The following is a 13,616-nucleotide window of genomic DNA, read 5'->3' on the forward strand; positions in this document are numbered from 1 at the left end:
CCATGCAGAAACAACATGATAACGTCATTCTGGAACTCACCGTCCGCAACCACCCTGGCGTCATGACCCACGTCTGCGGGCTGTTTGCCCGACGGGCGTTTAACGTGGAAGGCATCCTCTGCCTGCCGATTCAGGGCAGCGAGCACAGCCGCATCTGGCTCCTGGTGAACGACGACCAGCGTCTGGAGCAGATGATGGCGCAGATCGACAAGCTGGAAGACGTTACCAACGTGGCGCGCAACCAGTCCGATCCCACCATGTTTAACAAAATTGCGGTGTTTTTCGAGTAGATCGCTTAAGGTAAGCAGCTTTTGCCGGATGGCGCTGCGCTTATCCGGCCTACGGGCAAGGTGTTTGTAGGCCGGATAAGGCGTTTACGCCGCCATCCGGCGCGTTCACGCATCAGGATCACACCATGACCACCATCGCGCTTATCGACGACCACCTTATCGTCCGCTCCGGCTTTGCCCAGCTTCTCAACCTCGAACCCGATTTTCAGGTCGTGGCCGAGTTTGGCTCCGGTCGCGAGGCGCTGGCGGGCCTGCCGGGGCGTGGGGTGCAGGTCTGCATCTGCGATATCTCAATGCCGGATCTCTCCGGTCTGGAGCTGCTAAGCCAGCTGCCGAAAGGGATGGCCACGATCATGCTCTCGGTCCACGACAGCCCGGCGCTGGTCGAGCAGGCGCTCAACGCGGGCGCACGCGGGTTCCTCTCAAAACGCTGTAGCCCGGACGAGCTGATCGCCGCCGTGCGCACCGTCTCCACCGGCGGCTGCTATTTAACACCGGATATCGCCATCAAGCTGGCGGCCGGGCGTCAGGATCCGCTCACCAGACGCGAGCGTCAGGTCGCCGAGAAGCTCGCCCAGGGGATGTCGGTGAAAGAGATTGCCGTAGAGCTGGACCTGTCGCCAAAAACCGTTCACGTCCACCGCGCCAACCTGATGGAAAAACTCAACGTCAGTAACGACGTCGAGCTGGCGCGCCGCATGTTCGACGGCTGGCAATGAGCTCCGCGTTTTCACGGCTGATCGCCGTTGTTGCCAGCTTTTTTATCTTCTCCGCCGCCTGGTTCTGCCTGTGGAGCATTAGCCTGCATCTGGTGGAGCGCCCGGAGCTGGCGGTGCTGCTGTTCCCCTTTGGCCTGCGTCTGGGGTTAATGCTCCAGTGCCCGCGCGGCTACTGGCCCGTTTTGCTGGGGGCCGAGTGGCTGATGCTGGTCTGGCTGGCGCAGGAAGTGGCTCTCGCACATCTGCCCTTATTGATGATCGGAAGCCTGCTCACGCTTCTCCCGGTTGCCCTCATTTCGCGCTACCGCCACCAGCGCGACTGGCGCACCCTGCTGCGCCAGGGGGCGGCGCTGATCGCCGCCGCGCTGCTGCAGTCCCTGCCGTGGATTGGCGAGAAGGAGATGCTTAACGCCCTGCTGCTGACCCTCACCGGCGGCCTGACGCTGGCCCCGACCTGCCTTGTCATCTGGCACTATCTCACTAGCACCGTCTGGCAGCCGCTCGGTCCTGCGCTGGTCTCCCAGCCCGTCAACTGGCGCGCCCGGCATCTCATCTGGTATCTGCTGCTGTTTGTGGTGAGCCTGTGGCTACAGCTCGGCCTGCCCGCAGAGCTTTCACGCTTCACGCCGTTTTGCCTGGCGCTGCCGATTATCGCCCTGGCCTGGCACTACGGCTGGCAGGGGGCGCTGATCGCCACGCTGATGAACGCCATCGCGCTCATTGCCAGCCAGACCTGGCACGATCACCCCGTCGATCTGCTGCTTTCCCTGCTGGCCCAAAGCCTGACCGGGCTGCTGCTGGGGGCGGGGATCCAGCGCCTGCGCGAGCTGAACCAGTCTCTGCAAACCGAGCTGGCGCGCAACCGCCGTCTGGCGGAGCGTCTGCTGGAGACCGAAGAGAGCGTGCGGCAGGAGGTGGCGCGCGAGCTGCACGACGATATCGGCCAGACCATCACCGCCATCCGCACCCAGGCGGGCATTGTCCAGCGCCTGGCGGCGGAAAACGCGGGCGTGAAGCAGGGCGGGGCGCATATCGAACAGCTTTCGCTGGGTGTCTATGATTCCGTTCGCCGGTTGCTGGGACGGCTGCGCCCGCGCCAGCTGGACGATCTGTCGCTGGAGCAGGCGGTGCGTTCCCTGATGCGCGAGATGGAGCTGGAAAGCCGCGGCATCGTCAGCCATCTCGACTGGCGTATTGATGAACGGGCGCTGAGCGAAGGCCAGCGCGTGACCCTGTTTCGCGTCTGTCAGGAGGGGTTGAACAATATCGTTAAGCACGCCAGCGCCAGCGCGGTGACGATCCAGGGCTGGCAGCAGGACGAGCGCCTGATGCTGGTGATTGAAGACGACGGCTGCGGCCTGCCGCCGGGATCCGGCCAGCAGGGCTTTGGCCTGGCGGGGATGCGCGAGCGCGTCAAGGCGCTGGGTGGCACGCTGAACCTCTCCTGCACCCACGGGACGCGCGTCAGCGTCAGCCTGCCGCTAAGGAGCCACCATGTTTAAAACCCCCGCGAACGCCGCGCCGATTGGCGATAAAGCGGAGATCGACGCTCGCTACCGCTACTGGCGTCGCCATATCCTGATGACCATCTGGCTCGGCTACGCGCTGTTTTACTTCACCCGCAAAAGCTTCAACGCCGCCGCCCCGGAAATCCTCGCCAGCGGCGTGATGACGCGTACCGATATCGGCCTGCTGGCGACGCTGTTTTACATCACCTACGGCCTGTCGAAGTTCTTCTCCGGCATCGTCAGCGACCGCTCCAACGCGCGCTATTTTATGGGCGCTGGGCTGATGGCGACCGGCGTGGTGAACATTTTATTTGGCTTTTCAACTTCCCTGTGGGCCTTTGCCCTGCTGTGGGCGCTGAACGCCTTTTTCCAGGGCTGGGGCGCGCCGGTCTGCGCCCGCCTGCTCACCGCCTGGTACTCGCGCAACGAGCGCGGCGGCTGGTGGGCAATCTGGAACACCGCGCATAACGTCGGCGGGGCGCTGATCCCTATCGTGGTGGGCGCCGCAGCGCTCCACTACGGCTGGCGTGCCGGGATGATGATTGCCGGTGGCCTCGCAATTGTCGCCGGGCTGTTCCTCTGCTGGCGCCTGCGCGACAGGCCGCAAACCGTTGGCCTGCCGGCGGTGGGCGACTGGCGGCACGACGAGATGGAGATCGCCCAGCAGCAGGAAGGGGCGGGGCTGACCCGCAAAGAGATCCTGACCAAGTACGTGCTGAAAAATCCCTACATCTGGCTGCTGTCGCTCTGCTACGTGCTGGTCTACGTGGTCCGGGCGGCCATCAACGACTGGGGCAACCTGTACATGTCCGAGACGCTCGGCGTGGATCTGGTTACGGCCAACTCGGCGGTGACGATGTTCGAGCTGGGCGGATTTATCGGCGCGCTGGTGGCGGGCTGGGGCTCGGACAAGCTGTTTAACGGCAACCGCGGCCCGATGAACCTGATCTTCGCCGCCGGAATATTGCTCTCCGTCGGCTCGCTGTGGCTGATGCCGTTCGCCAGCTACGTGATGCAGGCGGCATGCTTCTTCACCACCGGCTTCTTCGTGTTTGGCCCGCAGATGCTGATCGGCATGGCGGCGGCGGAGTGCTCGCACAAAGAGGCGGCGGGCGCGGCGACGGGCTTTGTCGGGCTGTTTGCCTACCTTGGCGCATCGCTCTCCGGCTGGCCGCTGGCGCGGGTGATCGACGCCTGGCACTGGAGTGGTTTCTTCGCGGTCATCGCCATCGCGGCGGGGATCTCCGCCCTGCTGCTGCTGCCATTTCTGCATGCGCAGGCCCCGCGCGAGGCCAGCGTGATGTGATGCGTCTCACCTTTTCGCCCCGAGTGGCCTAAAACTAAGAAATTTTCCCGGTTTTACCTGGACGCTGTCTCAGGCATCTCTCCCGGCTGATTTTTACAATGCTGCAAAAATCAGCTCAGGAGTAAACCAACCATGCTGGCCTTCTTAAACCAGGTGCGCAAGCCGACCCTGGATCTGCCGCTCGACGTGCGGCGCAAGATGTGGTTCAAACCGTTCATGCAGTCCTATCTGGTGGTCTTCATCGGCTATCTGACCATGTACCTGATCCGCAAAAACTTTAACATTGCGCAGAACGACATGATCTCAACCTACGGGCTGAGCATGACGCAGCTGGGGATGATTGGCCTGGGCTTCTCCATCACCTACGGCGTGGGGAAAACCGTTGTTTCCTACTATGCGGACGGTAAAAACACCAAGCAGTTCCTGCCGTTTATGCTGATCCTCTCCGCCATCTGTATGCTCGGCTTCAGCGCCAGCATGGGCGCGGGCTCCGTCAGCCTGTTCCTGATGATCGCCTTCTACGCCCTGAGCGGTTTCTTCCAGAGTACCGGCGGTTCGTGCAGCTACTCGACCATCACCAAATGGACCCCGCGCCGCAAGCGCGGTTCGTACCTCGGCATGTGGAACATCTCGCATAACCTCGGCGGGGCGGGTGCGGCAGGCGTGGCGCTGTTCGGTGCAAACGTCCTGTTCGACGGTCACGTGATCGGCATGTTCATCTTCCCGTCGATTATCGCCCTGATTGTTGGCTTTATCGGCCTGCGCTACGGCAGCGACTCCCCGGAATCTTACGGCCTCGGCAAAGCCGAAGAGCTGTTCGGCGAGGAGATCAGCGAAGAGGATAAAGAGACCGAAGAAAACGAAATGACCAAATGGCAGATCTTTGTTGAGTACGTGCTGAAAAACAAAGTGATCTGGCTGCTGTGCTTCTCGAACATCTTCCTCTACGTCGTGCGTATCGGCATCGACCAGTGGTCCACCGTGTACGCCTTCCAGGAGCTGAAGCTCTCTAAAGAGGTGGCGATTCAGGGCTTCACCCTGTTCGAAGTGGGCGCGCTGGTCGGTACGCTGCTGTGGGGCTGGCTCTCCGATCTCGCCAACGGCCGTCGCGCGCTGGTGGCCTGCGTCGCGCTGGCGCTGATTATCGCCACCCTCGGCGTCTACCAGCACGCCAGCAACCAGTACGTTTACCTGGCGTCCCTGTTCGCGCTCGGCTTCCTGGTGTTTGGTCCGCAGCTGCTGATCGGCGTGGCGGCGGTTGGCTTTGTCCCGAAAAAAGCGATCGGCGCCGCCGATGGGATTAAGGGCACCTTCGCCTACCTGATCGGCGACAGCTTCGCCAAGCTGGGTCTGGGGATGATCGCCGACGGAACGCCGATTTTCGGCCTCACCGGCTGGGCAGGCACCTTCGCGGCGCTGGATGCGGCAGCGATCGGCTGTATCGTCCTGATGGCGATGGTTGCGGTGCTGGAAGAACGTAAGATTCGCCGCGAAAGGCGAGTGCAGAAATTGAAAGCAGCCTGAGTGTGCAGGTAACTTCTTTGCCCGGCTGACCGTCGGGCTTTTTTTATTTTGCACGGACTACCTTTACCCCGCTTTACATACCTGCCCCTCTCCATGCTCTACAGTTTTTTTGCTGCCGCCTTTCGTGCAGCCTTAGCCCCTTTTGCTAACGGAGAGCTTGCATGTTGACCCGACGATTATCCTGCCTGGCGCTGCTGATGGCGCTGGCATCCCCCGCAATGGCCGCGAATGCCCCTACCTACGGCGAGAAGCTGGAAGGTTTTGACTACGGCTGGCCGGTAAAACACTTTACCTTTACCTCGCAGAACCAGCCTCTGGATATGGCTTACCTGGACGTGAAGCCGGAAAAACCCAACGGCCGCACCGTGGTGCTGATGCACGGCAAAAACTTCTGTGCTGGCACCTGGGACGGCACGATCCGCGCGCTTTCAGCCAGCGGGTATCGCGTGATCGCACCCGACCAGATCGGCTTCTGCAAATCCACCAAGCCGGAGCATTATCAGTACACCTTCCAGCAGCTGGCGGATAACACCCACGCGCTGCTGAAAACGCTGGGCGTCGATCGCGTCACGGTTATCGGCCATTCGACCGGCGGCATGCTGGCGACCCGCTACGCGCTGATGTGGCCGCAGCAGGTGGAGCAGCTGGTGATGGTGAACCCAATAGGGCTTGAAGACTGGAAAGCGCGCGGCGTGCCGCATATTACGGTCGACCAGTGGTACCAGCGCGAGCTAAAGGTCAGCGCCGAGGGTATCCGTCAGTACGAGAAAAACACCTACTACGCCGGGGAGTGGAAGCCGGAGTACGAGCGCTGGGTCACCATGCTTGCCGGGTTAAACAACGGGCCGGGCAAAGCGCGCGTGGCGTGGAACTCGGCGCTGCTTTACGACATGATCTACACCCAGCCGGTGATCTACGAATTTAGTGAACTGAAGATGCCGGTATTATTGATGATCGGCACGAAGGACAACACCGCCATCGGGAAAGATCTCGCCCCACCGGAGATCCGCAAGACGCTCGGCAATTACGCGGTGCTGGGCAAAGAGACGGCGAAGCGCATCCCGCACGCGACGCTGGTTGAATTTAACGACATGGGCCACGCGCCGCAGATGCAGGATCCTGCCCGCTTCCACGAGGCGCTGCTGAAAGGGCTTCAGGCGCGCTGAGTACTTTTCAGAATTTTTCTATTTTTCAGTTGTTTAACTTTTATCCTGCGCATGTCACTATAAGCCCTTTGTACTATTTTTTGTAGGGTTATGTTATGGATAACTTGCAGGCGCTCTTTGACGGGCAGACCCGTTACTCGCTTGAGATAAACGACAGCCGCGCCCGCAGGTGCACGGCACGCTGCCGGCGCGTATTGAGAGCCGGGAGAAGGGCGATATCTACGTGCACCAGGACCGCGAGGGGCGCTACAGTGTGAAGCTGGACTTCAGCCGGGCTACAGCTACCTGTGGATACGCCAGGCGAAGCCGTATTCCGGCGACACGTACGGCTGGCACACGCCGCTTGCCGACGGGACGGAGGTGGGGATTGCGTACGACGGGGCGACATTGACCGCCCGTACATCGCCCACGCGTTCCACGACTCGGCGCACCGGGACATCGTCACCCGGGATAACCGCAGCCAGAACATCCTGTGCACGGCGGCAGACAACGAGCTGCGGATGGAGAACCGGCGCGGGCAGGAGCACATCGCCCTGACCACGCCTTACGGCAGCACGCAGCTCGGCCAGGGGTATCTCGTGGACGCGCAGGACCAGCCGCGCGGGACGGGGTTTGAGCTCCGGACCGACGAATACGGGGTCATTCGGGTGGCGAAGGGGCTGTTCATCACCGCTGACGGCCAGCAGGCGATGTTCGCCCGGCGGCTGGCGCCGCTGAACGGGATGCTGCACTTCCACGGGCCGCAGGGCGTGGCGTTCACCTGCGGGGAGCATATTCAGCTGACGGCCGCGCAAAACGTCGCCGTGAACGCGGGCGGGGATATCAGCAGCGGGTCGCTGAGCCACACGGCAGTGCTTGCGGGGGAAAGCCTGGGGCTGTTTGCGAGAAGCGCTGCCCTGACGCTGAACGCCAGCGAAGGGCCGGTGCAGATACAGGCGCAGAACGGGGAAATGCACCTCATCGCGGAGCAGAGGGTGAGCCTGATATCGGCGGTCGACATGCTGTTTGCGGGAAAGAAGAAGGTGATCCTCATCGGGGGCGGGAAAATAGAGTACGTGACGGACATGACGTACACGCGCAAGATTAGGCGGACGCATCTGACGGGGCCTGCATCGCAGCCCGTGGAATTCCCGGAGATTAACCCGGCGATGATGGACAAAATCTGTATCCCGTGTCTGCTAAAAGCGATTCAGGACAACGACGTCATTGTGCAGGGAGCATAACGATGGATAAGACAGCGTTACTAGCCGCTTTGCCCGTCAAATCGGATGAGAATATTTGCCTCCTGTTTGAAGCAGGCGCGCAGCCGGAAGAGGCGTTTCTCGCGTTTAAGGCCAGCCACGAAAGCAGACTGCATTCACTTTATATCCACCCGCAGCTGACGGAACTTCAGAACTACGGCCCCTGGCTGCTGGAGGTAGATGATAAAGAGCAGCTTAAGGCGTATCTGGAAACAATACCGGGCTGCGTTGCCGTCATTATCTCAACCCGTTATCCCCCATCGCTGGCCGTGCAGTTATCGCGCGGATGCACCATCGTGCCCCCGGAAGGTACGGCGGTGCTGGTTCGCTTTTATGCCAGCCACGTCATTCAGGTTCTTGCTAACTGTGCAGCGCATGATTGGCACGTTTCCCTGTTTAGGGGCATTTCGCAATGGTGGATACCGGCAGAAGCGCAGTGGCAGCTGCTCAGTATTTCAGCCTCCTGTAATGAAAACTCTGCTGATCATGTCATCCGACTGGATAACGCCACCTGGCAGCGGATTTCCGACAAGCCCGAAATAACCTCTGTTCTGAAAGAATGGCAGACGATGCCGGCCAGCAAGGGCATATCACCCTGCGCCCAGAGATTGCTGGTGATAAAGGCGCTGAATAAAGCGGATAAGGTGGGGCTGGAGAAGCCTGTAGACCGAATGCTTTATGCGATTTGCTATCTCAATGGCGCAAAAAATATGCTGGAATCCGAACGCTTTAGCGCCGCGTTACCCCGGATCCTGAATGGTCAAATCAGCTTAAGCCAGGTGATTTCTGGCATCTCATCTTAAGGGAGTTTTAACGGATGGGCTTTTTTAAACGGCTTAAAGAGGTGGATGGGGCAGTGACGCGCTTTTACGCCAGGAAAAAAGTTTGGCTGTGGAGCGCTGTTGCGCTGCCGGTGGTGTTTGTCCTGGGCTGGATGGTCTGGGTGATGTTCTGGGCGCCTCCGATGGGAGGTGTTGCGCTGATAATTCATACCCGAATTAACCGACCGATTCTGGGATTCAGTGTGAACGGAGTGGCTGGTCCAAACTCATCGGCACATAACCCCAATAAACGCGGAACATACGGTGGGGTGGCAGCAACCTGCTGCGGCGTGATTAAGGGAAGGACAGCGGAGGTGATCTGGACGCTCAGCGTCACTGGGCCACAGTATGAAAGAGGGATGCGTCCTGAGCAACGGCGGGTGGTAATACAGTTACCTGAGCGTAAGCGGGGTGAGAATGACCTGCATGTCTATTTCTTACCGGGAGACAAGGTGCTGCTGGGGTGGAGCGATAACGCGTTCTCTCCGTACGATCCGCGTAGCCCGAACTATACCCCCTCACCGCTTCTTGAAGGAAAATGAAAATGGCATTTGATCTGAATGCCTGCATTGCGGCGGCGAACAGGGCATCCCAAGCCAGTGAATACGGGTTGGGGAATTGCTCACGTACACTTCATATCGGGTTCTTTTTTGACGGCGTGGGGCGCAATATTGAACAGGATGCACCAGAAAATAGGCTGAGTAATATTTCACGCCTATTTAGGGCATTTCCTACCCCAGAAGACAGCCTACCAGGTACAACATACTCGAAATTTTATATTCCAGGGCTGGGAACCCCGTTCCTGGAAAGGGAGGGCGAAGCTCTCCAGCAGTTTATGGACGGAACGATTAATTCGGTGCAGGACGCCCTGAAAGACCAGCCCACCGATGTGCTTAAAGATATTTTTAAATCAAAAGCGGGCGGTGCCAGTACGCCTGATGCTCTCAATGAGCTTAGGCAAAAGCTGCTGACGCCTAAAGGTCTGCGCAAGCTTATGGTCGAAACCACCCTGAAGGGGGCTATAAAGGCAGATATTGAGGCCACCCCTTGGCTGCGGGATAGCGAATTTTTTGCCTATAGCACTGTGAGCGGCGCTGATACCCGGTTGAACAGTGTCAAGATACGTTTTGAGCGCGCCGTTGAGGATGCACAGAAGCAAGGGGAAGTACCCGTTCGTCTGATTTCGTTGTCGGTGTTTGGCTTCGATATGGGCGGAACGCTGGCCCGGCAGTTTATTGATCTGTTGCTGGAAGATTTATGTGAACAACGCATTGATGGAAAAACAATTTTTAAGGGAATCCCGGTTGATATTGTGTTTGCCGGGCTATTCGACTGCTCTCGGGACACGCCGATGAGCAGCGACAACGGCCTGGACTATGCCAGCAGCGTGATGGAGTGGACCCCGGGAAAATATTCGGAAATGGCTGGGAAAATTGTCAGTCTTTTCGGGCGTAAATACCTTGGCCATCAGTCGCCGCTTCCTAAGGCCGTCAGACATTCGCTACATCTGGTGGCGGCACATGAGCGCCGTCGCTGGCGCTGCGTATACCGTACGGGGCGAGAAGGATATGAGCATCAGGAGATGCTGATGCCGGGATGCAGCGATGATATTGGGGGTGGATTAAAGTCAGATCAGCAGAAACCGAGTGCAGAACTCAGCCGGGTTCCGCTACGCAAAATGTATCAGGAGGCCATGAAGGCCGGTGTTCCCTTCCCTGATTTAAATGCTCTATATAATACTGACCGTATCGTCTGGTCTTATATGAACATACAGGACAGCGTCGAAAGCCAGACTGTTGACCAATGGGTGAAGACGTATCAGCAGGCGGTAAATGCGAATGCCCTGAGCTACCGGGCGCTGAATCGCCATCTCGACGGGTATTTTGAGTGGCTGGGGCGTCAGTTTTACGAATACAAGAGTGAACTGCGCCGCCTGGAGGGGATCCGTAGCGGGATTGTGACGTCAACATCTTCTGTAGCAGGGCTGCTGGGCTTGTCTTCGCAGGCACATCAGGAAGTGGGAAGGGTAACGGATAATATCGTGGCGTTGAAAAAGCACTGGGGCTGGCTGTCGGATGTGGCGAATGCGGCGAACCTTTTGCTCACCCAACAGTTCCATTATCCCCCGCAGTTATATCTGGAAAATATTCTTGAACCGGCGCGCTTGCGCGCTGAGACTTTCCTGGCGTGTGGCGCAGCGGGGCATGATGGCACTGCACCTCCCGTAAGATGGTGCGTGGATGCATCCGTGCTGTATGCGTGGTTTGTGCATGATGTACAGCGCACGGAAGGTATTAATGACGGCTATTTTTCGGTGCGCTGGATGGAGCCAAAGTAGTCGAAACGTTATGTGGCGGCAGGGGGTAATTTACCCTTTCCGCCCACTCGCCCCCAGCAGCACCAAAAAGCTGCTCACCGACAGGCCTACGTGACGCGTGCGGCCAATTTTTGCCAGCGCCTCGTCGGTCACGCCGTGAAAACCCTCTCCCTCGTAGGAAACCAGCACATGCTCAAGCGCGCAGAAACGGTCGAGGGTCAGCGGTTTTGCGGCCTCCGGGTGATTGGCGCGCATCATGCAAACGTACCGTTCATCATAAAGCGCGCGGCTGTGAAGCGCCTGCGGCGTGGTGTGCTGCGTCAGCAGGGCGAGGTCAATGTTGCCCTGTTCGAGCTGGTTTACCAGACGATCGGGCTCGACCGGCACTACGCGCACGCGAATGCCGGGAGCCTGCACCTTTAGCGCGGCGATAAACGGCACGATCACCGCGCGTAATGCGTAGTCGGTGGTGGCAATCGTGAAGGTCAGGTTCGCCGTAAGCGGATCAAAAGCGACGGGCTGCAACAGTACGTTGATATCCGCCAGAATGCGTTTTATCGGTGTCGCCAGTTCTTCTGCCCGGGTGGTAGGCACGATGCCGTGCGGCGCGCGGATAAACAGCGGGTCTTCAAAGTAATCCCGCAGGCGGCTGAGCATGCCGCTTACCGCGGGCTGGGTGAGCGCAAGGCGCGCCGCCGCGCGGGTGACGCTGCGTTCGTCCAGCAGGGCATCCAGCGTTTTCAGCAGGTTAAGATCCAGCGTGCGCAGATCCGCTTTCATGACGTTTTTCCACCTCTTTTCCGTTTACTATTATGGCGCTGCTCGCTGTTGACGCGCTGCGTTTCCCGCTATGATGAGCGGCTAGTCTAAGGAGAACACATGGTCTGGATAATGCTGGCAACGCTTGCCGTGGTGTTTGTGGTTGGATTTCGCGTCCTGACCTCAGATTCCCGCCGCGCCATCAAACGCTTAAGCGAGCGGTTGGGGATCACCCCGATGCCGGTCGAGTCGATGATTGACCAGTTCGGTAAAACGCCGGGTAATGAGTTTATCCGCTACCTTGAACGCCCCGACGAGGCGCATCTGCAGAACGCTGCCCAGGTGCTGCTGATCTGGCAGGTCTGCATCGTCGACGCCAGCGAAGAGAATCTGCATACCTGGCACCGCATGCTGCGTAAAGCGCGCCTTGCTGCACCGATCACCGATGCGCAAATCCGCCTCGCACTCGGCTTTATGCGCGAGATGGAGCCTGACCCACAGGAGCTTAACGCCTTCCAGCTGCGCTACAACCAGCTTTTCCTGCCGGAAGAGGGCGTGTTTTACCTGCACTGATCCCCTGTAAAAACGACAAAAGTTGTCAAATCGTTAAATTCGTCACACTTTTGATGATAAACTGCGCGACTTTTCCGCACGTTTTTATCTTCAGGTGACGCCATGACAGAACATATCCAGCCCACGACCAGACCGCAGACCAACGAGGTTTCACGCCCCAACTGGTCGGCCGTTTTCGCCGTGGCGTTCTGCGTCGCTTGCCTGATTACCGTTGAGTTTCTGCCGGTCAGCCTGCTGACGCCGATGGCGCAGGATCTCGGTATTTCCGAAGGCGTGGCGGGGCAGTCTGTGACAGTCACCGCTTTTGTGGCAATGTTCGCCAGCCTGTTTATCACCCAGGTGATTGGCACTATCGACCGCCGCAAAGTGGTCATTCTGTTCAGCGCGCTGCTGACGCTCTCCTGCCTGCTGGTCTCCTTCGCGGAAAGCTTTACCCTGCTGCTGCTCGGGCGCGCCTGTCTGGGGCTAGGGTTAGGCGGCTTCTGGGCGATGTCCGCCTCGCTGACCATGCGTCTGGTACCCGCCCGTACGGTGCCGAAAGCGCTGTCAGTTATCTTCGGTGCGGTCTCTATCGCGCTGGTGATTGCCGCGCCGCTGGGCAGCTTCCTCGGGGGGATTATCGGCTGGCGTAACGTCTTCAACGCGGCGGCGGTGATGGGCCTGCTCTGCATCATTTGGGTGTGGAAAGCGCTGCCGTCGCTGCCGGGCGAAGCGGCGCACCATAAACAGAACATGTTCGCATTGCTGAAGCGCCCCGGCGTGCTGGCAGGGATGACCGCTATTTTCATGTCCTTCGCCGGACAGTTTGCCTTCTTTACCTACATTCGCCCGGTGTATATGACCATGGCGGGCTTTGACGTGGATGGCCTGACGCTGGTGCTGCTGAGTTTCGGTATCGCCAGCTTTGTCGGCACCTCACTTTCGTCACAGTTTCTGAAACGCTCTCTGAAGGTGGCGCTGGCGGGGGCACCGCTGGTGCTGGCGGCGAGCGCTACGGTACTGGTGCTGTGGGGCAGCGACAAGTGGGTTGCGTCAGCCATTGCGATTGTCTGGGGCTTTGCCTTTGCGCTGGTGCCGGTGGGCTGGTCAACGTGGATCACCCGCTCGCTTGCCGATCAGGCGGAAAAAGCCGGGTCGATTCAGGTGGCGGTGATCCAGCTGGCGAACACCTGCGGCGCGGCGGTGGGCGGCGTGGCGCTCGACCACCTTGGGCTGACGTCACCGCTGGTGATTTCCGGCACGCTGATGCTGCTGACCGCGCTGCTGGTGGCGGGGAAGGTTAAGGCGAAATAGTCAATTTTCCCCTCACCCTAACCCTCTCCCCATAGGGGAGAGGGGACTGCTGGGTGCTGTCTTTTCCCCCTCGCCCCTTTGGGGAGAGGGCCGGGGTGA

The 13,616-nt window shown here is 59.4% G+C and carries 11 protein-coding genes and 2 pseudogenes; 12 read left to right on the forward strand and 1 reads right to left on the reverse strand.

The window, feature by feature from the left end:
* Positions 1 to 2 precede the first annotated feature (2 nt).
* The 10 genes and pseudogenes from ilvN (at position 3) to L6R44_RS20760 (ending at position 10,913) form a co-directional block, all read left to right on the forward strand.
* Positions 3 to 290 carry an acetolactate synthase small subunit gene (ilvN, locus tag L6R44_RS20715; protein WP_008500144.1) on the forward strand — a complete coding sequence of 96 codons (288 nt, stop codon included), beginning with the start codon at positions 3 to 5 and terminating at the stop codon, positions 288 to 290.
* A gap of 125 nt (positions 291 to 415) precedes the next feature.
* Positions 416 to 1,009, forward strand: coding sequence for a transcriptional regulator UhpA (gene uhpA / locus L6R44_RS20720; protein WP_032644221.1), 594 nt, complete (start codon positions 416 to 418; stop codon positions 1,007 to 1,009).
* Entirely contained in the window at positions 1,006 to 2,511 is a 1,506-nt protein-coding gene (uhpB, locus tag L6R44_RS20725; RefSeq protein WP_237425283.1) for a signal transduction histidine-protein kinase/phosphatase UhpB, read from the forward strand. Before uhpA ends, uhpB begins: the two co-directional genes overlap by 4 nt.
* A complete protein-coding gene (locus L6R44_RS20730; protein ID WP_237425284.1) occupies positions 2,504 to 3,823 on the forward strand; it encodes an MFS transporter in 1,320 nt (439 codons plus the stop codon). The genes uhpB and L6R44_RS20730 overlap by 8 nt, the downstream gene beginning before the upstream one ends.
* 132 nt (positions 3,824 to 3,955) lie before the next feature.
* Positions 3,956 to 5,347 carry a hexose-6-phosphate:phosphate antiporter gene (gene uhpT / locus L6R44_RS20735; protein ID WP_237425285.1) on the forward strand — a complete coding sequence of 464 codons (1,392 nt, stop codon included), beginning with the start codon at positions 3,956 to 3,958 and terminating at the stop codon, positions 5,345 to 5,347.
* A 161-nt stretch (positions 5,348 to 5,508) separates the two neighbouring features.
* Positions 5,509 to 6,513 carry an alpha/beta fold hydrolase gene (locus tag L6R44_RS20740; RefSeq protein ID WP_237425286.1) on the forward strand — a complete coding sequence of 335 codons (1,005 nt, stop codon included), beginning with the start codon at positions 5,509 to 5,511 and terminating at the stop codon, positions 6,511 to 6,513.
* Positions 6,514 to 6,670: 157 nt separating this feature from the next.
* Positions 6,671 to 7,736, forward strand: a pseudogene (locus tag L6R44_RS20745) (DUF2345 domain-containing protein); the annotation flags it as partial.
* A gap of 2 nt (positions 7,737 to 7,738) precedes the next feature.
* On the forward strand, positions 7,739 to 8,557 hold the full coding sequence (locus L6R44_RS20750) for a DUF4123 domain-containing protein (RefSeq protein WP_237425287.1): 819 nt from the start codon (positions 7,739 to 7,741) through the stop codon (positions 8,555 to 8,557).
* Positions 8,558 to 8,571: 14 nt separating this feature from the next.
* Positions 8,572 to 9,117 (forward strand): DUF3304 domain-containing protein, encoded by a 546-nt coding sequence (locus tag L6R44_RS20755; protein WP_237425288.1) that lies wholly within the window; start codon positions 8,572 to 8,574, stop codon positions 9,115 to 9,117.
* A 2-nt stretch (positions 9,118 to 9,119) separates the two neighbouring features.
* Positions 9,120 to 10,913, forward strand: coding sequence for a phospholipase effector Tle1 domain-containing protein (locus L6R44_RS20760; RefSeq protein WP_237425289.1), 1,794 nt, complete (start codon positions 9,120 to 9,122; stop codon positions 10,911 to 10,913).
* A 57-nt stretch (positions 10,914 to 10,970) separates the two neighbouring features.
* On the opposite strand, the pseudogene L6R44_RS20765 reads toward L6R44_RS20760, so the two are convergent.
* A pseudogene (locus L6R44_RS20765) lies at positions 10,971 to 11,672 on the reverse strand (LysR family transcriptional regulator); the annotation flags it as partial.
* A gap of 99 nt (positions 11,673 to 11,771) precedes the next feature.
* Between L6R44_RS20765 and L6R44_RS20770 the strand changes: the two are divergent.
* Positions 11,772 to 12,224, forward strand: coding sequence for a DUF1198 domain-containing protein (locus tag L6R44_RS20770; RefSeq protein ID WP_237425290.1), 453 nt, complete (start codon positions 11,772 to 11,774; stop codon positions 12,222 to 12,224).
* 102 nt (positions 12,225 to 12,326) lie between these two features.
* A complete protein-coding gene (gene nepI / locus L6R44_RS20775) occupies positions 12,327 to 13,517 on the forward strand; it encodes a purine ribonucleoside efflux pump NepI (protein ID WP_237425291.1) in 1,191 nt (396 codons plus the stop codon).
* The last annotated feature ends 99 nt before the right edge of the window (positions 13,518 to 13,616 follow it).

The organism is Enterobacter cloacae complex sp. ECC445 (assembly GCF_021892025.1).
GTDB lineage: Bacteria > Pseudomonadota > Gammaproteobacteria > Enterobacterales > Enterobacteriaceae > Enterobacter > Enterobacter chengduensis.

Bases quoted from the DNA above. Each gene is read 5' to 3' on its own strand.
- ilvN (WP_008500144.1), top strand. From the start codon at position 3: ATGCAGAAACAACATGATAACGTCATTCTGGAACTCACCGTCCGCAAC.
- uhpA (WP_032644221.1), top strand. From the start codon at position 416: ATGACCACCATCGCGCTTATCGACGACCACCTTATCGTCCGCTCCGGC.
- uhpB (WP_237425283.1), top strand. From the start codon at position 1,006: ATGAGCTCCGCGTTTTCACGGCTGATCGCCGTTGTTGCCAGCTTTTTT.
- L6R44_RS20730 (WP_237425284.1), top strand. From the start codon at position 2,504: ATGTTTAAAACCCCCGCGAACGCCGCGCCGATTGGCGATAAAGCGGAG.
- uhpT (WP_237425285.1), top strand. From the start codon at position 3,956: ATGCTGGCCTTCTTAAACCAGGTGCGCAAGCCGACCCTGGATCTGCCG.
- L6R44_RS20740 (WP_237425286.1), top strand. From the start codon at position 5,509: ATGTTGACCCGACGATTATCCTGCCTGGCGCTGCTGATGGCGCTGGCA.
- L6R44_RS20750 (WP_237425287.1), top strand. From the start codon at position 7,739: ATGGATAAGACAGCGTTACTAGCCGCTTTGCCCGTCAAATCGGATGAG.
- L6R44_RS20755 (WP_237425288.1), top strand. From the start codon at position 8,572: ATGGGCTTTTTTAAACGGCTTAAAGAGGTGGATGGGGCAGTGACGCGC.
- L6R44_RS20760 (WP_237425289.1), top strand. From the start codon at position 9,120: ATGGCATTTGATCTGAATGCCTGCATTGCGGCGGCGAACAGGGCATCC.
- L6R44_RS20770 (WP_237425290.1), top strand. From the start codon at position 11,772: ATGGTCTGGATAATGCTGGCAACGCTTGCCGTGGTGTTTGTGGTTGGA.
- nepI (WP_237425291.1), top strand. From the start codon at position 12,327: ATGACAGAACATATCCAGCCCACGACCAGACCGCAGACCAACGAGGTT.